The organism is Blastococcus sp. SYSU D01042 (genome assembly GCF_054050515.1).
Genome location: NZ_JBJGZM010000004.1, coordinates 289,178 through 315,816, shown reverse-complemented (window position 1 = coordinate 315,816; position 26,639 = coordinate 289,178). Strand labels below are relative to the sequence as shown.

Annotated in this window: 18 protein-coding genes; 8 read left to right on the top strand and 10 right to left on the bottom strand. The window is 77.0% G+C overall.

Features of this window, described 5'->3' with window-relative positions; genetic code table 11:
• The first annotated feature begins 24 nt into the window (after positions 1–24).
• Both ACI79H_RS10395 and ACI79H_RS10390 read left to right on the top strand, forming a co-directional pair.
• Entirely contained in the window at positions 25–1,275 is a 1,251-nt protein-coding gene (locus ACI79H_RS10395; protein WP_456554302.1) for an MFS transporter, read from the top strand.
• 99 nt (positions 1,276–1,374) lie between these two features.
• On the top strand, positions 1,375–3,777 hold the full coding sequence (locus ACI79H_RS10390; RefSeq protein WP_456554301.1) for an HAD-IC family P-type ATPase: 2,403 nt from the start codon (positions 1,375–1,377) through the stop codon (positions 3,775–3,777).
• On the opposite strand, the gene ACI79H_RS10385 is transcribed toward ACI79H_RS10390, so the two are convergent.
• Genes ACI79H_RS10385 through ACI79H_RS10370 form a run of 4 tightly spaced genes read right to left on the bottom strand, consistent with a single transcriptional unit; the run spans position 3,765 to position 7,282 of the window.
• Entirely contained in the window at positions 3,765–4,772 is a 1,008-nt protein-coding gene (locus ACI79H_RS10385; RefSeq protein WP_456554300.1) for an MsnO8 family LLM class oxidoreductase, read from the bottom strand. The two genes, ACI79H_RS10390 and ACI79H_RS10385, sit on opposite strands and share 13 nt — an antisense overlap.
• A gap of 37 nt (positions 4,773–4,809) precedes the next feature.
• Complete coding sequence (locus ACI79H_RS10380; protein ID WP_456554299.1) at positions 4,810–6,027, bottom strand: MFS transporter; 1,218 nt, start codon at positions 6,025–6,027, stop codon at positions 4,810–4,812.
• Between the two features lie 48 nt (positions 6,028–6,075).
• On the bottom strand, positions 6,076–7,104 hold the full coding sequence (locus ACI79H_RS10375; RefSeq protein ID WP_456554298.1) for an LLM class flavin-dependent oxidoreductase: 1,029 nt from the start codon (positions 7,102–7,104) through the stop codon (positions 6,076–6,078).
• A 7-nt stretch (positions 7,105–7,111) separates the two neighbouring features.
• Positions 7,112–7,282, bottom strand: coding sequence for a hypothetical protein (locus tag ACI79H_RS10370; RefSeq protein WP_456554297.1), 171 nt, complete (start codon positions 7,280–7,282; stop codon positions 7,112–7,114).
• Between the two features lie 130 nt (positions 7,283–7,412).
• Between ACI79H_RS10370 and ACI79H_RS10365 the strand changes: the two genes are divergently transcribed.
• On the top strand, positions 7,413–9,749 hold the full coding sequence (locus ACI79H_RS10365) for a lysylphosphatidylglycerol synthase transmembrane domain-containing protein (protein WP_456554296.1): 2,337 nt from the start codon (positions 7,413–7,415) through the stop codon (positions 9,747–9,749).
• A gap of 9 nt (positions 9,750–9,758) precedes the next feature.
• Here the strand turns inward: ACI79H_RS10365 and ACI79H_RS10360 are convergent, their stop codons facing one another.
• Genes ACI79H_RS10360 through ACI79H_RS10350 form a run of 3 tightly spaced genes read right to left on the bottom strand, consistent with a single transcriptional unit; the run spans position 9,759 to position 13,586 of the window.
• Positions 9,759–10,451: an NRDE family protein gene (locus ACI79H_RS10360; protein WP_456554295.1), complete on the bottom strand. Its 693-nt coding sequence runs from the start codon at positions 10,449–10,451 to the stop codon at positions 9,759–9,761.
• A 47-nt stretch (positions 10,452–10,498) separates the two neighbouring features.
• Positions 10,499–11,149, bottom strand: a complete 651-nt coding sequence (locus ACI79H_RS10355) for a phosphatase PAP2 family protein (protein WP_456554294.1) — start codon at positions 11,147–11,149, stop codon at positions 10,499–10,501.
• Between the two features lies 1 nt (position 11,150).
• The gene (locus tag ACI79H_RS10350) at positions 11,151–13,586 is read right to left on the bottom strand and encodes a phosphatase PAP2 family protein (RefSeq protein ID WP_456554293.1); all 2,436 of its coding nucleotides are present in this window, start codon (positions 13,584–13,586) and stop codon (positions 11,151–11,153) included.
• A 139-nt stretch (positions 13,587–13,725) separates the two neighbouring features.
• On the opposite strand from ACI79H_RS10350, the gene ACI79H_RS10345 reads away from it, so the two are divergent.
• The 4 genes from ACI79H_RS10345 (at position 13,726) to ACI79H_RS10330 (ending at position 18,934) form a co-directional block, all read left to right on the top strand.
• Entirely contained in the window at positions 13,726–14,058 is a 333-nt protein-coding gene (locus ACI79H_RS10345) for a hypothetical protein (protein ID WP_456554292.1), read from the top strand.
• A gap of 46 nt (positions 14,059–14,104) precedes the next feature.
• A complete protein-coding gene (locus ACI79H_RS10340) occupies positions 14,105–14,698 on the top strand; it encodes a hypothetical protein (RefSeq protein WP_456554291.1) in 594 nt (197 codons plus the stop codon).
• A gap of 116 nt (positions 14,699–14,814) precedes the next feature.
• Entirely contained in the window at positions 14,815–15,966 is a 1,152-nt protein-coding gene (locus ACI79H_RS10335; protein ID WP_456554290.1) for a hypothetical protein, read from the top strand.
• Between the two features lie 16 nt (positions 15,967–15,982).
• Positions 15,983–18,934: an FtsW/RodA/SpoVE family cell cycle protein gene (locus ACI79H_RS10330; protein ID WP_456554289.1), complete on the top strand. Its 2,952-nt coding sequence runs from the start codon at positions 15,983–15,985 to the stop codon at positions 18,932–18,934.
• A gap of 100 nt (positions 18,935–19,034) precedes the next feature.
• Here ACI79H_RS10330 and ACI79H_RS10325 read toward each other — a convergent pair whose 3' ends face one another.
• The 3 genes from ACI79H_RS10325 to ACI79H_RS10315 form a co-directional block, all read right to left on the bottom strand.
• On the bottom strand, positions 19,035–20,018 hold the full coding sequence (locus ACI79H_RS10325; RefSeq protein WP_456554288.1) for a rod shape-determining protein: 984 nt from the start codon (positions 20,016–20,018) through the stop codon (positions 19,035–19,037).
• A gap of 76 nt (positions 20,019–20,094) precedes the next feature.
• The gene (locus tag ACI79H_RS10320) at positions 20,095–22,635 is read right to left on the bottom strand and encodes an ABC transporter permease (protein WP_456554287.1); all 2,541 of its coding nucleotides are present in this window, start codon (positions 22,633–22,635) and stop codon (positions 20,095–20,097) included.
• Between the two features lies 1 nt (position 22,636).
• On the bottom strand, positions 22,637–23,464 hold the full coding sequence (locus ACI79H_RS10315; RefSeq protein ID WP_456554286.1) for an ABC transporter ATP-binding protein: 828 nt from the start codon (positions 23,462–23,464) through the stop codon (positions 22,637–22,639).
• A gap of 350 nt (positions 23,465–23,814) precedes the next feature.
• Here ACI79H_RS10315 and ACI79H_RS10310 point away from each other — a divergent pair, with 350 nt between their 5' ends.
• On the top strand, positions 23,815–26,538 hold the full coding sequence (locus ACI79H_RS10310; RefSeq protein WP_456554285.1) for a LuxR C-terminal-related transcriptional regulator: 2,724 nt from the start codon (positions 23,815–23,817) through the stop codon (positions 26,536–26,538).
• The last annotated feature ends 101 nt before the right edge of the window (positions 26,539–26,639 follow it).

Sequence of the window (26,639 nt, the reverse complement as noted above, 5' to 3'; positions counted from 1 at the left end):
GAGCGGGACGAGGGACCACGGCAGATGACGTCGACCATGAGCACCGTCGTCCGGCAGATCGGGCCGGCGGTGATGCTGCCGATGCTGGTCTACGAGATCGGCCACGGCGCGGTCATGCCGGTCGTCGCGCTCGTGGCGCTGGACTCGGGCGCCTCGACGACGACGGCCGGCCTCATGCTCGCCGCCATCGGCATCGGCACCATCCTCGGTGACGTCCCGGCCGCGTGGCTCGCGAACCGCGTGGGCGAGAAGGGCGCCATGCTCGCGGCGATGCTCGCCTCCGCCGCGGCGATGCTCTCTGTGCTGCTCACCGACTCCGTCGCGGCGCTGGCCGTCGCGTTGCTCGTCCTCGGTGCCTGCGGGGCCACGATGCACCTCGCCCGCCAGTCCTGGGTCGCCGACGTCGTGGCCGTGCACCACCGGGCGCGGGCGATGTCGACCCTGGGCGGCGTCTTCCGCATCGGGCTGTTCATCGGCCCGTTCGTGGGCGCCGCGGTCATCTCGGTGTGGGGCACGCGCTCGGCCTTCGCCGTCGCGGTCGTCGCCTCGCTGCTGGCGGCGGTGGTCCTCGCGTTCGCGCCGGTCACCGGCGGCGGCGGCGCGGCCGTGGCGCACTCCGGTCCGGTGGGCGTCCGGGAGATGTTCCGCCGGCACCGGCGGCTGTTCCTCACCCTGGGCGTCGCGGTCGCCTCGATCAGCGCCATCCGCGCGGCCCGGGTGGCGGTGATCCCGCTGTGGGCCGAGCACATCGGGCTGGACGCGACCACCACCAGCGTCATCTTCGGCATCGCCAACGCCGTCGACATGGCGCTGTTCTACCCGTCGGGGCACGTGATGGACCGGCTCGGGCGGTTGTGGATCGCCGTCCCCTGCATGGTGGTGCTGGGGCTGGGGACCCTGGCCCTGCCGCTGACCGGCAGCGCGGCGACCCTCACCGCCGTCGCGATGGTCATGGCCTTCGGCAACGGGATCGGCTCCGGGATCGTCATGACCCTGGGCGCGGACACCTCGCCGGCCGAGGACCGCCGCTCGTTCCTGGCGATCTTCCGGCTGATCAACGACGTGGGCAGCGCGCTCGGCCCGGTCGTCCCCGCGGCGATCGCCACCGTGGCCACGCTCGGGGCGGGCATCGCCGTCATGGGCGGGGTCGGGCTCCTCGGCGCGGTCGGGCTGGCCCGCTGGGTGCCGCGGTACTCCACCTACGCCACGCGGGCGATGGTGCGCGACCACCACCGCCGGCTCGCCGAGGAGCAGGCCGCCGTCCGGCCGGGCTGACCGAGGCCCCGCCGCGCTCGCGGACCCGTACCGGCGTGGGATGCTGCGCCGGACGGGGACGGGACGGGCCGGGGGGTGGCCGTGGAGCGGAGGGCGCCGGTGCCGGTCGCGCCGCTTCCCGCAGCGGCCGACCGCCCCGGGACCGCGGCGTCCGGCCTGACCGCCGCGCAGGTGGCCGAGCGGGTCGCGGCCGGGCAGACCAACGCCTCCACGGTGCGGACCAGCCGGACGGTCGGCGAGATCGTGCGCGCGAACGTGCTGACCTTCTTCAACGGGCTGCTGGCCGCGCTGTGGGTCGTCGCCGCGCTCACCGGGACGTGGCAGAACGCGCTGTTCGGCGGGGTGGTCGTGGCCAACGCCGGCATCGGCATCGTCCAGGAGCTGCGGGCCAAGCGGACGCTGGACCGGCTGGCGGTGCTCAACGCGCCCACCGCCCGGGTCGTCCGGGACGGCGCCACCGCCGAGCTCCCCGTGGCCGACGTGGTCCTCGACGACCTGCTGGAGCTCCGGGCGGGGGACCAGGTGCCGGCCGACGGCGTCGTGCGGTCCACCACCGGGCTGGCCGTCGACGAGTCGCTGCTGACCGGCGAGGCCGACGCGGTGGCCAAGGAACCGGGGGAGGCGGTGTGGTCCGGCGCGATCGTGGTGGCCGGGCGCGGCACGGTGCAGACCACCGCCGTGGGGGACGACGCCTACGCCGCCCGGCTGGCGACCGAGGCGCGACGCTTCACGACCACGTTCTCCGAGCTGGTGGCCGGCACGAACCGGTTGCTGCGCTGGATCGCCGTCGTCCTGCTGGTCGTCGCCCCGGCCGTGCTGTGGAGCCAGTTCCGCAGCGAGGACAACGTCGGCTGGCGGGAGGCGGTCACCGGCACCGTCGCCGCCCTGGTGGGGATGGTCCCCGAGGGGCTGGTCCTGCTCACCACGCTGGCCTTCATGGTCGCCACGGTGACGCTGGCCCGCCGGCAGACGCTGGTGCAGGAGCTCCCCGCGGTGGAGGGGCTCGCCCGGGTCGACGTCGTCTGCCTCGACAAGACCGGCACGCTCACCCACGGCGACGTGCGCTTCGACCGGCTGGAGCTCCTGGACGGCGCGGACGAGGCGGAGCTGCGGCGGGGGCTGGGCACGCTGGTGGCGGCCGACCCGGCGAACGCGACCGCGGCGGCCCTGGCCGCCGGGTTCCCGGCCGGCGGGACGGCGAGCCAGGTGGTGCCCTTCTCCTCGGCCCGCAAGTGGTCGGCGGTGCGCACCGACGAGGGCACCACCTGGGTGCTCGGCGCGCCGGAGATGGTGCTGCCCGCACCCGGTCCCGGTGCCCCTGCCGAGGCCCGGGACCGCGCCGACGAGCTGGCGGCGCAGGGCCGGCGGGTGCTGCTGCTCGCCCGCTCGCCGGAGGCCCCCGGCGTCTCCGGCGACGACGCCGTGCTGCCGGCCGGGCCGGTGCCCGCGGCGCTGGTGCTGATGGCCGAGCACGTGCGGGAGGACGCGGCGGAGGTGCTCGGCTTCTTCACCGAGCAGGGCGTCGCGCTCAAGGTCATCTCCGGGGACAACCCGCGCACCGTCGGCGCCGTGGCGGCGGCCGTGGGCCTGCCCGGCGTGACGGGGGCGGACGACGCGGTGGACGCGCGCACGCTGCCCGACGACCCGGACGCCCTGGCCGGCGCCCTGGAGCGGGCGAGCGTCTTCGGCCGGGTCACCCCGCACCAGAAGCGGGCCATGGTGCAGGCGCTGCAGCGGTCCGGGCACGTCGTGGCCATGACCGGCGACGGGGTCAACGACGCGCTCGCCCTCAAGGACGCCGACATCGGGGTCGCCATGGGCAACGGGTCACCGGCCACCCGGGCGGTGGCGCAGCTGGTGCTGCTCGACGGCCGGTTCGCGCACCTGCCCGACGCGGTGGCCGAGGGGCGGCGGGTGATCGCCAACATCGAGCGGGCGGCGAACCTGTTCCTGGTCAAGAACGTCTACTCGCTGGTGATGGCGCTGATCACCGTGGTCACGCTGGCCGCCTACCCGCTCGCGCCGGTGCACCTGACGCTGATCTCCACCCTCACCATCGGCGTCCCCGGGTTCTTCCTCGCCCTGCTGCCCAACCGGCGCCGCTACGTGCCGGGCTTCCTCCACCGGGTGCTGCGGTTCTCCGTGCCCACGGGGCTGCTCACCGGCGCGGCGGCCTACACCGGCTACGTGCTGACGCGCGAGCTCGACGACGGCGCCGGGATCGCCGGAGCGCGGACGACGGCGACGGTGGTCGTGCTGGTCGTCGCGCTGTGGACCGTCGTGGTGCTCGCCCGGCCGCTCACCGCCTGGAAGGTGGCCCTGGTGGCCGCGCTGGCCGGGACGGCGGTGCTGGTGCTGGCCGTCCCGGCGCTGGCCGAGGACGTCTTCCTGCTCGAGGTCTCACCCCGGGTGGTGCTGCTCGCCGCGGCGGTCGCGGTGCCGGCCGCGCTCCTGGTGGAGCTGGCCGCGCGGCGGGGCGGGCTGGCAGCTCAGCGGGGCTGACCCGACCGGCCGAACAGGGCGGCCAGGGCGGCGTCGGAGGCGGCCAGGGCGTCGCGGTCGTGCGTGCTGCTGCTGGCGACCAGCTCGGCGGCGCCCGTGCGGTCGAGCAGCTCGGCCAGCCGGCCGGCCACCTGGCCGGCCGTCCCGGCGATCGCCGCGGCGGCGGTCCGCTCGAGGTACTCCTGCTCCCGGGCGGTCCGGTGCGCCGCCGCCACGGCCGCCACCGGCTCGAGGGGCGGGAAGACCCCCGTCGAGCGGGACCGGGCCATCGCCCAGGCCTCGGGCAGCAGCAGGTCGGCCGCCTCGGCGGCGGTGTCGGCGACCAGCACGTCCAGGCTGATCGAGACGCGCGGCACCGGCTGCTGCACCGAGGGCCGGAAGTCGCGGCGGTAGGCGGCGAGCGCGGACATCCCCGGCTCCGGATCACCGGCGACCCCCAGGACCGGACCGCCGACGATCACAGGCAGGCCCAACGCGGCCGCCACCTGCAGCCCCTGCCCGGTGGCCAGCACGTGCACCGGCACGTCGCCGGCCGGTCGCGGGTGCGCGGTGATCTCCGCCGTCCCGGTCAGGAAGGCGCGCAGCTCGGCGAGGTCGGCGGCGAAGTCCCGCTCGGTCTGCCGCAGGGCCCGGCGCACCGGCGCGGTGAAGCCGGGGGAGCGGCCCAGCCCGAGGTCGACCCGGCCGGGCGCCAGCGCGGTCAGTGTGGCGAACTGCTCGGCGACCACCAGCGGCTGGTGGTGCGGCAGCATCACGCCGGCCGAGCCGATCCGGATGGTCGACGTCCGCCCGGCGACCGCGGCCAGCAGCACGGCGGGTGCGGCGCCCGCGACGCCCGGGACGCCGTGGTGCTCGGCCACCCAGAACCGGTCGAAGCCCAGCGCCTCGGCGGCCGCCGCGCGCGCGAGCGTCCCGTGCAGCGCGTCGGCGTCGGTCTCCCCGGCGCGCGTGCGGGACCGGTCCAGCAGCGAGAGCCCCACCCCGGTGTCGATCACGCCGGGTCCAGCACCGGCGGGGCGGGTGCTGTTCCGGTCAGGCCCTGCCGGCCGGCGCCGCGTCGCGCTGGGCGGCCTCGCGGGGCAGGGCGAGGGTCGCGACCAGGGCGGCGGCGAGGACCAGCGCGCTGAGCGCGAAGGCCCACTGGAAGGAGGCGACGTCGGTGAGCCAGCCCGCGACCAGCGGCCCGGTGATCGCGCCCAGGTCGGCCGACATCTGGAAGACGGCGACCACCCGGCCGCCACGCGCCGGGCTGACGTCGGCGACCAGGGCCGCGGGGGCGCTGGCGAGCAGGGCGGCGGCGAGGCCGAACACCGCCATCGACAGCAGGAACAGGCCCAGTTGCGGCGGGGCGACCAGCACCAGCATCGACGTCGTCGCCAGGGTGGAGCCCAGCAGCAGCGAGGGGCGGCGGCCCCACTCGTCCACCAGCCGCCCGGAGCGGAGCAGCGCGATCGCCTGGGCCAGCGACCCTGCGAGCAGACCCGCGCCGGCCCACGCCACGGTGCGCCCGAGCTCCTCGGTCACGTACAGCGGGATCAAGGAGTTGCGGACGCCGAACAGCACCCACCCCACCCCGAGGTTGGCGACCAGCGCCGCGACGTACGCCCGCGACCGCAGCGCGGTGCGCAGGCCGACCGGGCCCGGGTCCAGGTCCACGCCCGGGGACGGGGCCGTCTCCTGCGCGGGCGGCGTGCGCAGGAGCACCAGCCCCACGCCGGTGGCGACCAGCAGCGAGCCGGCGTAGAGGAAGAAGGGCAGCCGCGGGGAGAGCTCGGCCAGCAGGCCGCCGGCGGCCGGCCCGGCGATGCCGCCGAGGATGAAGCCGCCCTGCCAGGTGGCCGCGGCGCGACCCCGGTGGGTCGGCGGCGCGACCCGGAAAAGCAGCGACAGCGCGGCCACGGTGAACATCGCGCTGCCCACGCCGCCGGCCGCGCGGAGCGCGAGGAACACGGTGAAGGAGCCGGCCAGCCCGGCCGCCCCGGTGGTGACCGCGACGATCAGCAGGCCCGCGGCCAGCACCAGCCGCTCGCCGAACCGCTCGACCAGCGAGCCGCCACCGAACGCCGAGACGAAGCGGAAGAAGGCGAAGGCGCTGACCGCCAGGCCGACCGCCGTGCGGCCGACGCCGAAGTCGCGGGCGAACAGCGGGATCGCCGGCGCCACGATGCCGAAGCCCAGCGCGACGACGAAGGCGATGATCGCGAGGACGCCGACCTCCCGGGGCAGGTCCCCGCGCCCCACGAGCCGCACGACGGTCGATCCTGGCACGCCGCCGCGGGCGCTCCGCGCGGTGGTCGGTCAGGACCGCGGGCGCCAGCCGAGCGCCGGGCCGAGACGGGTCGCGATGTCGGTGAGCATCTGCTCGTAGTCCACGTCGGCGAAGCTGAAGGGCAGCGCGAACGCGACCTCGCTGACGGCGCGGAACGCGGCGTGCGCGTGCAGCTGCTCGGCGATCTGCTCGGCACTGCCGATCAGGTCGGGCGCGAAGAGCATGCGGGCCGGGCCCTGCGGGGAGGCGGTGCGCGGCAGCCGCTGCGCCACGTACGCCTCGTACTTCTCGCGCTGCGCCGGCGTCGCGCTGTCGGTCGGGATGACCACCAGCCCCTGGGAGACCCGCGCGGCCGCCCCGGCCGGGGAGGCGGCCCGGAACGCGTCGACGTGCGAGCGCTGGACGGCCGCAAAGTCCGGCGCGGCGTCGCCCTCGACCTTGACCACGCTGCTGGTCAGGAAGTTCATGCCGTGCTCGCCGGCCCAACGGGCCGAGCCCAGGCTGCCGCCGCCGTACCAGAGCCGCTCCCGCAGGCCGGCCGCGTGCGGCTGCACCCGGTCGGACCACTCCTCGACGACGCCCTCGCGCCCGGCGAACGAGCTCGCGGGCTCACCGGCGACGAAGCGCAGCAGCCGGGACACCCGCTCGTAGGAGAAGTCCTCGTGCTCGGCGGTGTCCGGGTAGAGCGCCTCCCGGACGTCGTCCCACCGCATCGGCGGGCCGACGCTCACGCCGGGATTGAGCCGGCCACCGGACAGCACGTCGACCGTGGCGAGGTCCTCGGCCAGCCGCAGCGGGTTCTCCCACGCCAGCGGGATCACCGCGGTGCCGAGCTCGATCCGGCTGGTCCGCTGGGTCGCGGCGGCGAGCACGGCGACGGGGGAGGAGATGCCGTACTGCAGGTGGCGGTGCCGCACCCAGGCGCTGTCGAAGCCGAGCCGCTCGCCGAGCTCGATGACCCGGAGCGTCGTCTCGTGCCCGGACCGCGGATCGGCGCCGTCGAAGCTGCCGATGGTCAGGAAGCCCAGCTTCTGCAGCGGCTGCGAAGGGTCGGGCACGCGGGGCTCAGGCCGGCTCGGGGACGCCGCCCGGGTCCCCACCCGGATCGTCCGGGGTCGCCTCGATCGGGGGCGGGGGCAGCTGCTCGGGCGCGTCGGGCAGCAGCTCGCCCGGGTCGTCGGGGATGGGCTGGTCCGGATCGATCTCCGGACCCGGCTCCGGCAGCGGGCTGACCATGCAGGCAGTCAACCAGCGCTCCGGCGGGGGCGCAGCCCGCCCGTGCCGACCAGAACGGACGCCCGACCCGAAGGGGGGACGCGGTGTCCCGGTGCCGCCTCCGGGGGCACCGCTCGGGGATGATCGCGCGGTGAGCGGGGACGGCGGGGGGGCGCGCACGCCCGCCGACCGTGTGCGCCGGCCCAACGACGTCGTCCAGCTGGTCACCGCCGCGGCCGGGCTGGCCCTGCTGGTGCTGGTCACCCTGACCACGCCCGACGCCGTCGCCACGCTGGACCGCACCGTGCCGACCGTGCTGCGCGACCCGCTCCGGACGGTGTTCTCGCTCCTGTCGGTGGCGTCCTCGCTGGCGGTGCTGGCCGTGCTGGTGACCGTCGCCGTCGACGCCGCCCGGCACCGGCGTGCGGCGCTGCGCCACGCGCTGCTCGCCGGGCTGCTCGGGCTCGGGCTCGGCGCGGCCGGGGAGCGGATCGGCGACGCCGCGGGCGGCGTGGTGGCCGGCGTGCTCACCGGCCCCCGGGACGACGCCGCCCTGGTGCCGGTGGTCGCCAGCATCGCCTTCCTGGTGGGGGCGGACCTGCAGCGGCGGCGCCGCTGGCGGACACCGAGCCGCTGGGCGGTGGCCGCCGCGCTGTTCTGCGGGGTGGCGCTGGGCAACCTGACGCTGCAGGGCACGGTGGCCGGCGTCCTGCTGGGCGCCGTGGCGGGGCTGGCGGTGCGCATCGCCACCGGCGTCGCCCCGGCCCGGCCGGCCGACGAGGTGATCCGGGCCGAGCTCGCCCGCGCCGGCGTCGTGGTGGGCGACCTGGAGGTCGTCGAGCAGGCGGCCGGTCTGGTGCGGCTGACCGGCACCGACGGCACCGGTCCGGTGTGCATCACCGTCGTCGACCCCGACGGGCGGGGCCTGCCCCTGGTGCGGCGGGCGGGACGGATGCTCCGGTTCCGCGCCGCCGTGGTCGGCCGACCCTCGCTGAGCCAGCGCGGCGACCTCGAGCGGCAGGTGTCCAGCGCGGCCCTGGCCGGCGCGGCCGGGGTGGCGGTGCCCACCGTCGTGGCGCTGCTCGCCGTCGGCCCCGCGCTGGTGCTGGTGGAGCGGCCGCTCGAGGGCACGCCGCTGCCCGAGGCCGGGGAGGACGCCGCAGCGGGGCTCGCCGCGGCGTTCGCGGCGCTGCGCCGGCTGCACGGCGTCGGGCTGGCCCACGGCGCGCTCACCCCGGGCACCGTGCTGCTCGACGCGGCCGGGGCGGCGGGCTTCAGCGACCTCCGGGCGGCCCAGCCGGCGGCCGGCGAGCTGCAGCGCGAGCTCGACGTCGTCGCCCTGCTCGCCGGCGGCGCGACCGTCGTCGGGGCCGACGCGGCCGTGGCGGCGCTGCGGGCCGACCGCGCGCCGGAGCCGATCCCGCCGCGGGTGCCGGCGCTGCTGCAGCCGGTGGCGCTGCCCGCGTCGGTCCGCCGCAGGGTGCGCGGCACCGACGTCCTGGCCGAGCTGCGCCGCGGGCTGGCCGGGCCTGACGGCACCGTCGCCGCCGCGCCCCGGCTCGAGCGGTTCTCGCTGCGGGCCATCCTCACGGTCGGCGCCTCGACCGTCGCGGCGCTCCTGCTGGCCTCGCAGCTGTCGCAGGTGAGCGTGGTCGACGAGCTGCGGCGCGCGGACCCCTGGTGGCTCCTGGTCGCGCTCGGCGGCTCGGCGCTCACCTACCTCGGGGCGGCCCTCGCGCTGATCCCGTTCGTGCCGGTCGCCCTGTCCCTGGTGCGCACCACGCTGGTGCAGGTCTCGACGGCGTGGCTCACCCTCGTGACGCCGCCGACGGTCGGGCACGTCGGCCTCAACATCCGCTACCTCCAGCGCGCCGGCATGACCGTCGCGGCCGCCGCGGCCAGCGTCGCGGTGAGCCAGGTGGCCACCGTCGCGGCGACGGTCGTGCTGCTGCTCGTCGTCGGCTGGGCCAGCGGGGTGTCGACGGCGCGGCTGTCCCTGGTCCCCAGCGGTGACGTGATCCTCGTGCTGCTCGCCGCCGTGGTGGTGGTCGGCGTCCTGGTGGCGATCGCTCCCGTGCGGCGGCTGCTGCAGCGGCGCCTCGAGCCCCTGCTGCGCCAGTCGCTGCCCCAGCTGCTCACCGCGGCGACCGAGCCGCGCCGCCTGGTCACGGCGCTCGGCGGCATCCTGCTGCAGAACGCCGGCTACGTGCTGGCCCTCGACGCCTCGCTGCGCGCCTTCGGCGTCTCGCTCGCCGTGCCCACGGTCATCGGCGTCTACCTGGTGTCCTCGGCGGTGGGCTCGGTCGCGCCGACCCCGGGTGGTCTGGGTGCCGTGGAGGCCGCGCTGATCGGCGGGCTCACCGCCACCGGCGTCCCGGTCGCGGCCGGCGTGGCCGCGGTGCTGGCCTTCCGCACCGTCACCTTCTGGCTGCCCGCACCCGTCGGGTGGGTCGCCTTCGTCCACCTGCAGCGCCGCCGGTACGTCTGAGCGCCGGCATCACCCGGCCCGGCCGAATACCGCCGTCTCCCAGGCACCGGTCCAGGGCTCCCGGCTGTGCTCCAGCCGCAGCCGCCCCGGCCGTGCCTCGATCGTCTCGGCGAAGACGCTGCCGTACACCCGGCCCTCCCGCTCGCGCCGCACGAGCAGCGCCTCGGGCTCGGGTGCCGGCGTCTGCTGCTGGACCAGGCCGCGCCAGCCGTCGGGGAAGGAGGCCGCCGCGAACGGCTCGCGCCACAGCTCGCCCTTGCGGTCCTCCGGGCCCCCGGAGGTGAAGACGGTGGTGCCCTCGGCGTGCGCGGCCTCGACCAGTCGGTCGCCGTCGTGCTCCCAGCTGGTCAGCCGGCCGGGCTCCACCAGGACCAGCAGGAAGCCCGCCATGCCCTCGATCCGGACGTGCGGGACCCAGCCCGCGCCGTGCACGGCCGCCAGCAGCGGGAGCACCCCGCGGCTCGGTGCGCCGGGTGCGGCCGGGCGCTCGTGGTACCGGTTGAGCACCAGCGCCGTCACGCCCGTGCCCACGTCGGTGGCGCACCAGGTGCCGCCGGCGACGCGGTCGCGGCCACCGACGACGTCCGGGAACTCCGACCACCACCGCCCGGGGGCGTCGAATTCCCGGGTCGTCATCTCGTCGCGGACGGCGAGGACCTCGGCCGCCCCGGCGCCGGACCGGCGCACCACCACCGTGCACATGGCCCGCATCCTCCCGGTCGGCCGCCGGAGGACCGCGACCGGTGGGGTCACCGGGCAGGCGGGGGTCTCGACAGGCGCCGGGGGAGCGGGTCCCGGGCGCGCCCGGGCACACCCAGGACCAGGTTCAGCGCGGCCGCCACGGCCACGCCGGCGGCGGCGCCGCCGAGCACGTCCAGCGGTGCGTGCGCCCCCAGGTACACCCGCGCGACGGAGTTGAGGACGGCGAGGAGGACGACCACCACCTGCCACCGGCGGGTCAGGTACGGCAGCAGGAGGACGGCGACGCCGAACGCGACGACGGCGTGCCCCGACGGGAACGAGTCGCCGGCCGAGGGCACGTCGCGGAGCACCGCACCCGGGATCGTCGTCCCGGGCCGTTCGCGGTGCACCAGGTCCTTGAGCACCTCCTTCTCCACGAGCAGCTTGAGCGGCACCAGCAGGACCAGGGCCGTCGCCAGCCGCCACCGGCGGAGCGCCGCCGCGACGACGGCGAGCAGCAGCGGCACGCCCAGCACACCGAGCAGCTGGAAGACCCACAGCGGGGCGCGCCAGGCGTCGGACCGGTCGTTGACCAGTGCGAAGACCTGCCGCTCGACCTCGCCGACCGTCCCGGAGGAGACCGCCCGAGCGCACAGCGCCGCGGCCGCAGCGCCTCCCGCCGCCACCGCGGCGTCGGTCCACCGGCGGCGGACAGGCACCTCACATCCCGAACCGGTGCTCGAACCGGGCGGTGAGGAGGGCTCCGGCCGCGGCCGGCAGCCAGAAGGTGAGCAGGCGGAAGACGAGCAGGCCGGCGCAGGCGGCGGCCAGCGGCGCGCCGAGGCCGGTCAGGGCGAGCAGCAGGGCGAGGTCCGCGGCGCCGGGGGCCGCGGCCGGCGGCAGGACCGACCACACGAGGTGCAGCGCCCCGTAGAGCGTCGCGGTGGCCAGCAGCGGGATCTCCGCGCCGACGCTGTGCAGGGCGGCGGCCAGCACGGCGGCCTCCAGGAAGATGCCCGCGACGGTCCAGGCGAGCTGCGCGCCCCGCCGCCACGCCGGCCGCTCGCCGCCCGGGCGGCGCACCCGCAGCAGCTCCCGCACCGCCCGGGTCACCTCCCGGCCGTCCCGGCGGACCGGCGCCGGGCGGAACGGGGCGAGCGCCAGCCACTGGCCGGTGAGGACGAGGGCCCACGCGGCGAGGCCGAGCGCGATGGCGGGCCCCAGCGCCTCGGGGGTGCGCCACCCCGTCAGCCGGTGCTCGGCCAGCGCGATCACCACGGTGGCCCCCGCGACCAGGGCCGCCCCGACGACGCCCCCCGCGGTGAAGCGGGCCAACCCGGCGATCGCCGCCTCGGGCAGCACCCCCGCCCGCTCGAGGAAGCGGGCGGCCGCGCGCCGCCAGCCGTCGTGCCCGTGCAGCAGGGTGGCGCTGGCCGCGACCATGCCGGCGCCGAACGTGCGACCCACGGCGATCCGCCGGTCGACCGTCAGCAGCGCGGCAGCGGCCCGCGCGGTGCGCGCCAGGAGCGTCAGCCCCACCGCCGCGCCGAGCCACCGCCACCCGCCGTCCTCCAGCGCGTCCGCGAACGAGCCGGCGTCGCCGAGCAGCGGCAGCCCGACCAGGGCGAGCGCGCAGCCGGCCGTGACGGCCAGGCGGGCGGCCCACCCGGCCGGGGGGAACTCCGGGCGGTCCAGCGCGGGCAGCCCCAGCCGGCGGCGCACCTCGGTGCGCAGCAGGGCGAGCCGACCGGGACGGGCGCGCAGCGCGGCCCGGGTCGCCGCGGAGAGGCTGAGCGGGGCCAGGGCGGGCAGCGCGTCGGCCACCGGCTCCGGCCCGAGGACGGAGACCGCGGACTCGACCACGAGCGACGGCTCGGCCACCAGCGCGAGGGAGGCCATGAGCTCGGCGACGTCCCCGGCCAGCGCGTCGTCGTCGGCGCCGGTCTCGGCGTGCCCGAAGTCCACGATCCACGGCCGGCCGACGTCGTCGACCAGCACGCAGCCGGCCACGAGGTCGGAGTGCGCCACGCGGGCCTGCCGGAGCAGGCCGACCTGCGCCCAGACCTCGGCCAGCAGCTCGGCGGTCAGGGCGGCGGGCGGGACGGCGTCCAGCCCGACCCCGTCGAGGTGGTCCTGGACGACGACGGCGCCGCGCTCGCTGCCGCGGGCGAGCAGCACCCGCGGCGTGCGCACGCCCAGCTCGCGGGCGGTCATGGCGGCGACGGCCTCGTGCTCGGCCTGCCGGCCCAGCGGCGCCACCGCGTCGGCGTCCTTGACGTCGCGGACGGCGACCAGCCGGTAGAGCCGGTGCAGCCAGTCCCGCTCGGTGCGGTTGGGGCCGAGGTACTTGACGTACAGCCGCCGGCCCTCGGCGGTGGGCCCCTCGAACGCGTACGCGGACCGGGTGTGCACGGGAGCCGGGCGCAGCTCCTCGACCGGCACCCCCAGCCGGCGCAGCAGCCGGCCCAGCCGGACCGGGTCGACCTCCAGCCGCGGCACGCCCAGCACCCAGTGCACCCCCGAGCCGATCGCCCACCCGAGCGCGACGCCGCCGACGACGTCGAGCGGCAGGTGGGCGCCGACGTAGATGCGGGCCAGGCCGACGGTCCAGGCCAGCACCCAGACGACCCGGCGGGTCCGCCGGGTCAGGTAGGGGACGGCGGCGGTCGCCAGCGCGGCGGCGACCGCCGCGTGCCCGGAGACGAAGCCGAGCCCGTTCACCGGGCCCTCCGGGAAGTTGACCTCGACCGCGAACCCCCCGGGCCGCTCGCGCCGGACGACGCTCTTGACGAGGTCGGCGGCGACGTAGGCGAGCAGCCCGGAGACCACCAGGTCGCGTGCCAGGCGGACCTGCCGGGCGAGCAGGGCCACACCCGCGACGACCGGGACGGCGACCACGTTGCCGAGCTGCATCACCACCCAGACGACCGGGAAGATGCCCTGCGGCAGGTCGTTCACCAGCTGGAACAGGTCCCGCTCGAGCACCGGCAGCTGGCCCCGCCGCGCGATGAGGAAGCCGACCCCGAGCACCGCGGCGCCGAGCAGCACGCGCACCAGGTCGACGGTGTACCGGTCGACCGGGGACCGGGGGCTGCGCGCCGGCACGGGGCCGGACGGACCGGCGTCCCGGGGGCCGGACCGCAGCTGCGTGGTCACGAGAGGAGTGCACCGCGCCGAGCGTCCGCCGAGCAGGGCCTTCCGACCCCGGAGGCGCCCCGGACCGGGACCTCGGGCCCTGGGCGGCGGGCCGGCGACCGAGGAGGCTGGAGGACACGGGCGCCCGCGAGGAGGCGTGATGAGCACCGACGGCAGGACCTCACCTGAGCAGCGGTCGGGCGCCACCCGGAGGCCGCCGCCCGATCCCCTCCAGATGAGCGCGGCCGAGAAGGTCATGGCCGAGTGGGAGGCCCGCCACGACGTGGCCGCGCGCGGCCACCGGGGCAGCCCCGAGGCGCTGCAGCACTACTTCGACCGCTCGCGGCTGACCCCGCCGCCGCAGCCCGGCACGCCCCCGCCGGCCGCGCGGCCGCAGGCCGAGCGCCGGTCGGACCCGGCGCCGGCCGATCCGGCTCCGCCGCGGCCGCGGTCGGGCTCGCTGCTCGACCGGCTGCTGCACCGCTCGCGCTGACGGTCCCCGCCGGGTGCGCACCCCGGCGCGTACGGGGGGAGGGCTCGTGCTCCAGCGACGGCTGACCGCGCACGTGTGCCTGGCGGGCCTGCTGCTCACCGGGTGCGGCAGCGACGCCGAGCCGCGCACGTCCGGTGCCGCCGCGGCCGCCGCGGTCGACTGGCGCACCACCACCTACACCCTCACCTGCGACGGCGTCGTCCCCGGCGGGTTCCGGGCGGCGGTGGTCGACGGCAGCGCGCGGGTGCCCGCCGACGGGACCCGGGAACCCTTCTACGAGTACTACGAGGTGCGGGTGGAGACGGTGGAGCGCGGCGACGTGGACGGCGACGGTGCCGCCGACGCCGTCGTCCTGCTGGAGTGCTCGCCGCAGCCGTCCAACGGGATCCTGCAGGAGGTCCTGCTGCTGTCGGCCTCCGGCAGGCCGCTCGCGACGCTGCCCAGCCCGCGCACGCTGCAGGGCGAGGCGCCGCTCCCGCCGGTGTACGACCCGGCGGGCCTGGCGGTGGCCGACGGCGAGATCGTCGCCCGGATGCTGGCCTACGCGCCCACGGACTCGCACGCCGACGGGCCGTCGGTCCCGATGACCGTCCGGTGGCGGGCCGGGCCGCAGGGCGTCGTCCGCGTCTCCTCGCCCTGACGGGACGGAACCGCGCAGGAACCCCGTGACAGCACGCGCTGCGCGGCGCAGCATCGGCGGCGACGAGTCGCGGGGGAAGTGCCCAGTCAGCAGCCGTTGGGCGGGGGTGACGGTCGGTGACGGACCTGACGACGCCGCGGGCCCCCGAGCAGCCGGCGCCCGACCCCGGGATCCCCGAGCAGCGCGGCGCGCCCGGGGCCCGGGCCGTCACCGCGCCGGCGAACCCTCCCGCGGCCGCAGCCGTCGAGCTGACCCGCCTGCTGGCCCTCGCCCGGCTCACCGCACCGCAGGCGGTGGAGCTCGCCGCCGGGCTGCTGACCGCGGTGGCCGATGACGGTGATCCCGGCGCCGTGCACCCGGTGCTCACCGCCGACGGACGGGTGGCCCTCGACGCGAGCCCGGCCGACGAGCGCCCGGTCGACGCGGTGCTCGCCGGCATCGCAGCCGCCGCCGGCCTCCCGGGGGCCACGTCGACCCCCGCCGCCGAGCGGCTGCTCGCCGGCCTCGACGGGGCGCGGGCGGTCCTGGCGGCCGACGGCCCCGCCGCCGCCGCCCGGGCTCTGCACGTGGTCGGGGCGGACGTCGACGGGCCGGCGGTTCGGGCGGAGCTGGCGGCCCTGGCCCGGACGATCGGCCGGCTGCCCACCGGTACGGGCGGGCAGGCCGTCGCCCGCCCGCGGCCGGCTCCGACCGGCACGAGGACCTCGGTCCGGCGCCCGCGGCGCCCCCGGTCGGCCGGGCGGCGCGTCGGTGCCTGGCTGCTCTCGCTGGTCGTCCTCGGCGCCGTCGTCACCGCGGAGGTCGTGCTCCTCGGCGACGACATCACCGCCGACATCGACCTGCTCCTGGACGCCGGGCGCGGCGGTGAGCAGGAGGAGGCGGAGCCCGAGCCGGACGGGCTGCCGGTGACCCCGCCCGCGCCGCCGTCCGCCGGGAACGTCACCGGGGTGGACCTCCGCCCGCTCGCCGCGTGCGCACCCGGCGCCCCGTGCGCGGTGCGGGTGCTCGTGCGGGTCGCACCCTCACCCGAGCCGCAGGTCGTGACCTGGTCCTACCGGGTGGTCGACCGCTGCACCGGGACCTCCACCACCCTCCCGGGCGGCAGCGTGACGGTGCCGCCCCAGGCCGACCGGGCCGCGGTCGTGGGTGAGGTCCCGCTGCCCCCGCTCGCCGGCGTCGCCGTCCTGGTCGTCACCGAGGCGCCCGCCGTCGCGGCGTCCGCGCCGGTCAGCGCCGGCTCGTGCCTGCCCGCCGGACCGGACGCCTGAGGGCAGGAGGAACGCCGTGCCGACGACCGCGACCCCGCAGCCGGCCGCGACGGCCCCGGCCGGACGGCGGCCGACCCGCGAGCAGCGGCGCCGGCGGCGCGGCGCCGCCTTCGACCTGCTCGCCGTGCTCGCCGCGGGCGGCCTGGTCTTCCTCGGGATCGCCAACCTCTACCTGATCGGCTTCCGCGAGCTCGCGGTGCGGCAGGCGCTCATCGCCGCGGGCGGCGTGCTGGCGCTCGCCGTCTTCTGGCGGGTGCGGGTCCGGTACCTGGGGGTGCTGACCTGGATCACCTACGGCAGCGCGGTGCTGCTGCTCGTCGGGGTCCTGACGGTCGGGCTGGCGGCGAACGGCGCCACCCGCTGGTTCGCGATCGGGCCGCTGACCTTCCAGCCCTCCGAGCTGGCCAAGCTGGGCCTCCTGCTGGTGCTCGCCGCCGTGCTGGGGTCGGGCCGGCCCGCCGGGCAGCGCTTCGCCCTGGCCGTCGTGCTGGCGGCGCTGCCCATCGGGCTCGTGCTGATGCAGCCGGACCTCAGCACGACGATGCTGCTGGTCGTCACGACCGCCGGCATGCTGCTGCTCGGGCGGGTGCCGGCCCGCTTCCTCCTCCCGCTGGCCGCCGCCGCGGCGGTGTCGGCGCCGCTGCTGATCAGCTTCCTGCGGCCCTACCAGGTGTCCCGGCTGGGCAGCTTCCTCGTCGGCGCGCACGAGTCCCCGACCGGGTCGGGCTGGGCGATCCGCCAGGCGCACATCTCGGTCGGCTCCGGCGGGCTGTTCGGGCGGAGCGACGACCCGCTGCGGCTGCTGCGCGCGCAGTACCTGCCCGAGCGGGACACCGACCTGGCGCTGGCCAGCCTGGTCGGCCAGTGGGGCCTGGTCGCCGGGGCCGCGGTGGTGCTCGCGGCGCTGCTCCTGGTGTGGCGGCTCGCGCTGGCCAGCCGCGCGTCGCGCACGCCGCACGGGGCGCTGGTCGCCGGCGGGCTGGCGATCCTGCTCGGCGTCGAGACGGTCGTCTCGGTGGGGGCCAACCTCGGGCTGCTGCCGCTGGCCGGCGTCCCGTTCCCGCTGCTCAGCTACGGGGGGACGGCGCTGGTGGTGCACCTGGCGGCGATCGGCGTCGTCCTCGCCGTCCGGCGCGACGGTGCCCGCCGCCGGCTGTGGGCGGCGCCGGGGCGGCGCAACCCGCGGCCGCGGCTGGTGCGGCTGGCGGCGGCCGCGCTGTCGCTGCTGCTCATCTCGTTCGGGGTCTACGGCTGGCGGCTGCAGGAGACCCGCGGCGAGGCCCTGCGGATCGCCGGTGACGACCAGATGACCCGCTGCCTCCGGCTGCCCGCCCCACGCGGGGTGATCACCGACCGGCACGACGTGCCGCTGGCCCTGGACGCCGGGGACGCAGGCACCGGTGTCGACCGGGTGCTCGCCGTCCCGGCGCTGCTCCGCGCGGACCCGGCCGAGGTCGACCGGCTCGCCCAGCTGACCGGCCGGCCGGCCCTGGACGTGCACGTCCAGCTCGCCTCGGTCGAGGACACCACGCTGTCGGTACCGGTGGCCGACGTCCCCCGGCCGGTGGCGGACGCCGTCGCGGCCGCGGGGATCGAGGGCGTGCTCGTCGTCCCCGAGCCGCGCCGCGCGTACCCGCACGGGGCGCTGCTGGGGCCGGTGCTCGGGTTCGTCGGGGTGGCCACGCCCGAGGACGAGGCGCGCTGGCCCGGCTTGCCGGCGGGTGCGGTGGTCGGCCGGGCCGGGCTCGAGAGGCAGTACGACGCGGTGCTGCGCGGCCTGGACGGGCAGCAGTGCCTGTACGTCGACCCGCGCGGGGTCCCGGTGGCGCTGGGGGAGCACCGCGCGCCGGTGCGGGGTGCGGACCTGCGGCTCTCCCTGGACCTGGGGCTGCAGCGCCGGCTGGACGCCGGCGTCGCCGCGGCCCTGGCCGCCCAGCCGCGTCCGCGCGGCAAGATCGGCGCCGCCGTGGCGATGGACCCGCGGACGGGGCAGGTGCTGGCCATGGCCAGCGCCCCGTCGTTCGACAACAACGTCTACGGGCCGCCGATCGACACCGCCGCGCTGCAGGCGCTCGTGGACGCACCCGGCTCGCCGATGCTCGAGCACGTGACGCAGGCGGTCGCGCCGCCCGGCTCGACGTTCAAGCTGGTCACCGCCGCGGCCAACCAGGTGCACGGGATCTACCGGCCCGACCAGGTCATCCCGACCGGGGCGAGCTTCACCTACGGCGGGCACACCTTCGGCAACTGGCGGCCGATGGGGCCGATGGACCTGGTGGAGTCGATCGCGGTCTCCAACGACGTCTACTTCTACAAGCTGGCCGTGGCGCTGGGCGCCGACCGGCTGATCGAGACCGCGCGGGCGCTCGGCGTCGGGTCGCCGACCGGCATCGACCTGCCCGGGGAGTCCAGCGGGCACCTGGGCTCGCCGCAGACCGCCGAGGCGGAAGGCCGCACGTGGTACGGCGGCTCCACGGTCATCCTCGGCATCGGGCAGGGTGACCTGACGGTCTCGCCGCTTCAGAACGCGGGCTGGACCGCCGCGCTCTCCACCGGCTCGCTGGTCACGCCGCGGCTGGGCATGGCTCTGGGCACCGGCCCGGGGGCGTTCACGCCGCTGCCGCTCCCGCCGCCGCGGCCGCTGCCCTTCACCGCCGACCTGCAGCCGGTCCGCGACGGGATGCGTGCGGTCGTGGCCGGCGGCACCGGGGGCCGGCTGAACGACCTGCCGGTGCCCGTCGCGGGGAAGACCGGCACGGCCCAGGACGGCGGCCTGCGCGCCGACGAGTACGACAACTGGATGTCGGCCGTCGCGCCCGCCGGCGCTCCGGAGATCGTGATGACCGCGCTGGTGCAGGGGCCGGGGACGGGTGGGAACAGCGCCTCGGCGATCGTGGACGACGGACTGCACTGGTACTACGCGAACCGGGACGCGGTGCTCGCCACCGGGCCGGTGGCGGCGCCCTGACGTGACGACCGCTGGACCATGATCAGCGCGCGCCGAGGGTCGTCCCGAGCACCGTCAGGACGACCGTGGGTGCGCGTCGATCATGCGCGGGTGCGTCGGGTCAGCTCCGGCCGTAGGCGGCCAGGAGCGGGCGGTTGCGCAGGGCGCGGGCGGCGCCCTCGGCGACGCAGGTGAGCGGCTGCTCGGCCAGCTTGACCGGCAGGCCCAGCGCGGCCTCCAGCTGCTGCGGCAGGCCCTGCACCAGGGAGGCCCCGCCGAAGACGAGCACGCCCTCGGCCAGCACGTCGGCCAGCGCCTGGGGCGGCAGGTCGTCCAGGCACCCACCGAGGGCGCGCACGATCTCGTCCACGACCGGCCGCACCGCGGTGCCCACCTCGGCCGCCTGCAGGGTCACCAGTCGCGGCCGGCCGGTGGCGCCGTCGCGGCCGTGCACGACCAGCGGGCCGCCGTCGCCGGTCGGTGCGGTCTTGACCCGCTCGGCCTCCAGCTCGCCGACCATCAGCTGGTGCTCCTCGCGGAGGTAGCGGGCGACGGCCACGCTCATCTCGTCCCCGCCCAGCTTGCTGGTGCGCTGCGCCAGCACCCCGCCGTAGCAGAACGCCACCGCCGCGGCGGTGCCACCGCCCACGTCGACGACCAGGTGGACGCGGCGCTCCAGCGGGTCCAGGCCGCAGCCGACGGCGCCCGCGACCGCGTCGTCGAGCGCGGTCACCGGGCGGATGCTGGCCTCCTCGGCCGCCTCGAGGAGAGCACGGGTCTCCAGCGACGTCGAGTCGGCGGGCACCCCGATGACCGCCCGCGTCGGCGTCCAGGCCCGCCTCCCCGCACGGGAGAGCACCGCGCGCAGGTAGAGCCGGGCGGTCTCCAGGTCGGTGACCACGCCGTCGTGCAGCGGACGGACGGCCGCGAAGCGCGCCGGGGCGCGGCCGACCAGGTCACCCGCCTCGTGGCCGACGGCCAGCACCTTCGCCCGGCGGCCGCCGCCCTGCCGCAGCAGGAGCACGCTCGGTTCGTCGTAGACGATGCCGCGGCGGACGTCGCTGACCACGGTGGTGGCGGTACCCAGATCGATGCCGAGATCCATGCGCGGCCTCCTGACGGGGCCCCGATTGTGGAACCCGGCCGGACCCCGGTCCAGAGGTCCCGGCGCGGTCCGACGGTCAGGCCCGGGCGATCGCGTCCAGCACCTTGAGCTTGGCCGCCCGCCGGGCCGGACCCACCGCGGCCAGGACGCCGATGAGGGCTGCGACGAGCAGGAACACGACCATGCGCAGGTACGGCACGACCACCTCGGTGATGCCCTGGTCGGCCAGCGCCCGGCTGAGCGCGACGCCGAACAACGTGCCGAGGACCAGCCCCAGCACGGCGCCGTAGACCGAGATGACGACCGCCTCCAGCCGCACCATGCGCCGCAGCTGCGTCCGGCTGAGCCCCACGGCGCGCAGCAGCCCGATCTCGCGGGTCCGCTCGATCACCGACATGGCCAGGGTGTTGACGATGCCGAGCGCCGCGATGACCACCGACAGCACCAGCATCGCGTTGATGAGGAGCAGCAGCTGGTCGACCTGCGCCTTCTGCTCGTCGGAGAACTCGGACTGGTCCTTGAGCTCGGCGATCGGGTAGGCGGCCAGCACGTCGTCCAGCTCCGGACGGACGTCGGCCGGCGTGGCGCCGTCGGCGAGGTCGACGAAGAGGAAGCGGTCCTGGCCCACGCCGCCGGCGTCGGCGAGCGTGCCCAGGGAGACGACGGTGGAGCCGACCACCTGGTTGGACTCGAAGACGCCGCCGAGGACCAGCTGCTGCTCCCGGCCGTCCACGGACAGCATCTCGACCGTGTCGCCCACGCTCCACCCGCGGGCGCCGGCGGTGGCCTCGTCCACGACGAGCCCGTCCTCGAGCGCGTCGGCCGACCCGGCCACCCAGGTGAGCTCGATGCTCCGGCTCAGCCCCTCGGGGTCGATCGCGGTCAGGAAGGTGGTCTGGCCGTCGAGCTGCGCCTGCCCCCAGCGGAGCTGCGCGACCGAGTCGACGCCGTCGACGTCGGCGAGCTGCGTCGCGACGTCCGGGCTGAACGGCTGGCCCACCGAGCTCGAGACGACGAACTCGGCGCGCACCGAGCCCGAGATGAGCTTCTCGATGCTGGCGTTGGTCGAGGCCCCGATGACGCTGAACGCGCTCACCAGCGCCAGGCCGATCATCAGCGCCGAGGCCGTGGCCGCGGTGCGCCGCGGGTTGCGGACGGCGTTCTCCTGCGCGAGGCGCCCCGTGGTGCCCCAGAGGCGGGGCAGCACCGCGCCGATGCCGCGCAGGAACGGGCGGGCCAGCACCGGGCTCAGCGCCGTGGCGCCCAGGATCAGCGCGAGGGCGCCGAGACCGACCGACGACGCCGCGGTGCCGCCGTCCTCGGCCAGCGTCCCGGCGACCAGGCCCGCGACGCCGAGGGCGGCGAGCACGACGCCGAGCACCGTGCGCCGGCGCAGGCCCCGCTGCACGGTGACGACGTCCTCGCGCATCGCCGCGACCGGGGGCATGGCCGCGGCACGCCGGGCCGGGAGGTAGGCAGCGACCAGGGTGACGAGCACGCCGACGACGTAGGCCCACAGCACGGTGTCCGCGGCGAGGACGAGGCTGCCGTCCAGTGTCAGGCCGAACGAGCCGAACAGCGCGCGGAGCCCGGCGGCGATCCCGTAGCCCGCGGCGAGCCCGACGGTCGAGCCGATGAGGCCCACCGCCAGCGCCTCGCCGAGGACCGACCGGGTGACCTGCCCCTTGCTGGCGCCGAGGGCCCGCAGCAGCGCCAGCTCCTGCGTGCGCTGCGCCACCAGCATCGAGAAGGTGTTGAGGATGATGAAGGTGCCGACGAACAGCGCGATGCCGGCGAAGACCAGCAGGAAGATGTTGAAGAACTGCAGGGCTTCGGAGAAGTCCGAGGCCAGGCTCTCGGCCTGCTCCGCGGCGGTCCGGACGTCGTAGTCGTCGCCGATCGCGGCGGCCACGCGGTCGGAGAGCGCGCCGGGGTCGACGCCCTCCTCGGCGCCCACGGCGATGCCGGTGAACTGCCCCGGTGCAGTCAGCAGCTCCTGCGCCGTCGTCGTGTCGAAGGCGGTGAGCGTGGCACCGGCCAGGCCGCCCTCCTCGCCGAAGCGGAAGGTGCCGACGAGCTCGGCCTCGATGCGCGGCCCGGGCGTGAGCAGGGTGATGGTGTCGCCCACCGCGAACCCGGTCTTCTCCGCCGCGCCGGTGTCGATCATGACCTCGCCGGGGCCGCTGGGCGCCTGCCCGTCGACCAGCGTGGTGGGGGACAGCGACTCCTCGGTGCCCCAGTTGATGCCCAGGCCGGGCGCGCCGCCGGTGTCGAGCACCTCGCCGTCGGAGTCGAGGATGTAGACGCCCTCGGCCTGCACGTTGCCCTCGACGGCAGCCACCCCGTCCACCGCCGTGATCTCGTCCACGAGGTCGGCCGGCACGAAGGTCGCCGTCCCGCCGGCGCCGGTGCCGGCCAGGCCCTGGTCGAAGGCGGCGGCCCGCGTGACGTTGACGTCCGCGGAGGTGCTCCGGAACAGGTCGTTGAAGGTCTTGCCCAGGGTGTCGGTGAAGATCAGCGTGCCGACGACGAAGGCGACGCCGAGCACGATCGCCAGCCCCGACATGGCCAGCCGCAGCTTGTGCGCCAGCAGGTTGCGCCAGGTGGTGCGCCACACGTCAGCGCACCCCTGCCCGGGAGGCCGCGTCGGAGGCGCCCTCGGCCGCGGCGGCGGGCCGCTCGTCGGCCTGGTCGAACGCCTTCAGCCGCTCCAGCACGCGCTCGGCGGTGGGCTCGAGCATCTCGTCGACGATCCGGCCGTCGGCCAGGAACAGCACCCGGTCGGCGTAGCCGGCGGCCTTCGGGTCGTGGGTCACCATCACGACGGTCTGCTGCATCTCGCGCACCGAGCGGCGCAGGAAGTCCAGGACGTCGGCGCCGCTGCGCGAGTCCAGGTTCCCGGTGGGCTCGTCGGCGAACACGATGTCGGGGCGGCCGGCCAGCGCCCGGGCGCAGGCGACCCGCTGCTGCTGGCCGCCGGAGAGCTCGGTGGGCCGGTGCGACAGCCGCTCGCGGAGGCCGACGGTGTCGATCACCGTGTCCAGCCAGGCGCGGTCGGGCTTGCGACCGGCGATGTCCATCGGCAGCGTGATGTTCTCCAGCGCGGTGAGCGTCGGCAGCAGGTTGAACGCCTGGAAGACGAAGCCGACCCGGTCGCGGCGCAGCACGGTCAGCGCCTTGTCGTCGAGGGTGCTCAGGTCGACGTCGCCGATCCAGGCCTGCCCCCCGGTCACCGAGTCCAGGCCGGCCATGCAGTGCATGAGCGTCGACTTGCCCGACCCCGAGGGCCCCATGATCGCGGTGAACCGCCCGTGGTCGAAGTCCACGTCGACCCCGTCGAGGGCCACCACCCGGGTGTCGCCCTCGCCGTAGACCTTGGTGAGGGCGCGACCCCGGGCGGCCGGGGTGCCGGGGGCGCGGGTGCCGGTGGGCGGGAGGGAGGTCACGGGAAGCTCCTGGGAGTGGGAGGACGGGGGCCGCCTGCGGCCAGGACGCTAGAGGCAGCCACCGACAGCCGGTAGGGCTTTTCGCTGCGGGCGGCGTCGGCCTGCGGGCGGACCGTGCGGCAGCGGGCCGGGAGGCGTCCGCGCCTCATCCGCTGCGGATGACCCGGAGGGTCCCTCCGGCGGGCGATCCTGACGCAGCGTCGCCCTCCGACACGCCGGTGCCGGGGCCCAAAGACTCTCACCGCCGGTCCGGGCGCGGGCCAGGGTCGTCGGGTGCGGGGGCGGTTCGACCTGCTGCCGTCGATGGCCGACCGACGAGGGCGGGTTCACCACCGACCGACGGAGGCACCATGCGGACGAGACCAGCGTCCACGGCCCATGACGCACCGGCGCGGCTGCCGACGGCCCGCACGCCACCGGACGGTCTCGGGCTGGAGGGGTCGTACCCCGATCTGCTGGCGGGCAAGTTCTCCCCGGCCTCCCTCGGGCGCCCCACCTCGCACCGGCCACGACTGCTGGCGGCGCTCAGCCGAGCGGTGGTGGACGCGCCGCTGACGTTGATCAGCGGCTGCGCCGGTGCCGGCAAGACCACGCTGGCCGCGGACTGGCGGAACGGCCGGTCGGCCGGACGTCGCGTGGGCTGGCTCACCCTCGACGCGTACGACGACGATCCCGCCACCTTCTGGAGCTACGCGGTGGAGGCGCTGGCCAGGACCGGCGCCGAGCTGGCCGGCGTCGGCCGCCCGGTCCCCGGGCAGTCGTTGCCGCCGTCCTTCGTCCCCCGCCTGGCGGCGGCGCTGATGGCCGAACCGCGGCCCGTCGTGCTCGTCGTCGACAACGCCGACCACCTCGCCGACCGGCAGATCACCGGCGCGATCGACCTCCTGGTCCGAAACGCCGGGGAGCGGCTGCGCCTCGTGCTCTGCGCCCGCTCGGACCCCCAGCTGCCGCTGCACTCGTACCGGCTGGCCGGCACCCTCGCGGAGATCCGCTCGGCCGACCTGGCCTTCACCGCCGAGGAGACGCTCGACCTCCTCACAGCTGCCGGCGTGGCCGTCGAGCCCGCCACCGCAGCGACCCTGTGCGCGCTGACCGAGGGCTGGGCGGTGGGCCTCCGGCTGGCCGTGGCGCCGCTGAGGCAGGGGACGACGCCCGAGGCGCTCGTCGCGGCCCTGGTGGAGGACGAGGGCAGCGTCGCGCAGTACCTGGTCGAAGAGGTCCTCCGCGACCAGCCCGCCGGGGTGCGCCGGTTCCTCCTGCGGATCAGCGTCACCGACGAGCTGTGGCCCGACCTGGTCGACCGGCTCGGGGGCCGGCCCCACGGCCGCCGCGTCCTCGCGTCCCTGGCGGCCGCCAACGCCTTCGTCGAGCGCGCGCCCGGGGCGCCTGGGGGCTACCGCATCCACCCGCTGTTCCGGGAGATGCTCCGCGCGCAGCTGGCCTACCAGCACCCCTCGGAGGTCACCCGGCTCCACCGCGTCTGCGCCACGTGGTTCGCCGAGGCGGGGCGGGGCCCCGTCGCGGTCGACCACGCCGTCGCCGCCCGGGACTGGTCCACCGCCACCCGGTTGCTCGTCGACGACCTCCTCGTCGGGCGCGGACTGGCCCACCGGCCGGATCCCGTCCTGCGGGGCATGGTGCAGCTCCCCGCGGACCTGACGACGCCGGACGCCGTGGTGGTGCGCGCGGCCAGCGCGCTGTCGGCGGACGAACCGCCGTCGGAGGTCGACCTGGCGCTGGCCGCCGAGGCCGCCTCGGACCCGGCCAACGGCCCGGCGCTGCGCGCCACGGCGGCCGTCGTGTCGGTGGTGGGCTCGGTCCTCCACGACGCCGGCGAGCCCCCTCCTGAGACGGACGGCGCCGCCGACGCGCTGGTGGCGGCCCTGCCCGAGACCCGCGACGCGGAGCGGCGCGAGCTCGCGGCCGTCCTGTCCGCGGCCCGGTGCATGCGCACCCTGACCTCCGACCGGCCCACGCGGGTGCTGCTCGGCGATCTGGGCGCGGCGGCCGTGGCGGCCAACGCGGCCGGGTCCCGGTCGCTGCGGGCACGTCCCCTCGCCTACCTCGCGCTCCTCGAGGCGCTCGCGGGGCGGCTGCACCGCGCCGAGCGGCTCGCGCGCGACGCCGCCGCGGGGTGGCCGGACCACCCGCACGGGCACGGCAGCCCGTGCCCCGCTGTGGCGGTGGCCCGCGCCTGGGTCCACCTCGGTCGCTGCGAGCTCGAGGCGGCGCGCCGGTGGACCGACCGCGCGCAGGACGAGGAGGAGCCCGGCTCACGCGACGCCCAGCTCACCGCTCCGCTGGCGGCGGTGGTGAACAGCTGCCTGCTCCGCGTCCGGCACGACCACGCGGCGGCCGAGGCACTCCTGCGCCCCCACCTCCGGGACGTGCGCCTGCCGCGGTGGATCCGCGAGGAGGTGGTCTCCGAGGCCATCCGCACCGAGCTGGCGCGCGGGCGCGTCGCGGACGGCGCGGCGCTCCTGGACGGCGCGGCCGGCGAGCCCGGGTGGGCCGCGCGGTGGCGGGCGACCGCCGCGCTGTTCGACCAGACCGGTGCCCTCGGCGTCCCGGCGGGCGAGCCGTCCGGTCCTCGTGACACCGCGCCGGTCGCGGCGGTGCAGAGCGGCATCGTCCGGGCCTGCCAGCAGCTGGACCGCGGGGCGGTGCCGGGAGCGGTCGGCGAGCTGACCCGTGCGCTGGACACCGCGGCGAAGGAGACGCTCCGCTGGCCGTTCCTGGACGCCCCGCCCCGGATCCGGCGGCTGCTGCGCTCGCACCCGGAGCTCCGGGGCCACGTCGAGTGGCTGAACCCCGCGTCGGAACCGCGGGCCGCGCGCCGGTCCGCCGGCGGCGGCGCGCCGCCGGAACCGGCCGCCCCGGTCCAGGACCTCAGCGAGCGTGAGCGCGAGGTGCTGCTGCACCTCGCGGACATGCTGTCCACGACGGAGATCGCCGCGACGATGTTCATCTCCGTGAACACGGTGCGCACGCACATCCGGAGCATCCTGCGCAAGCTCACGGCAACCCGTCGCAACCAGGCGGTCCGCCGCGCGCGCGAGCTCGGGATCATCTGAGCCGGGCCGATCGTCCGCGGCGGATGACGTGGGCGGGCGGGGCGCTGCGTCACGGTCGAGCCGACGAGGTGCGCGTCCCGGCGCACCCCCCCCACCCCTCG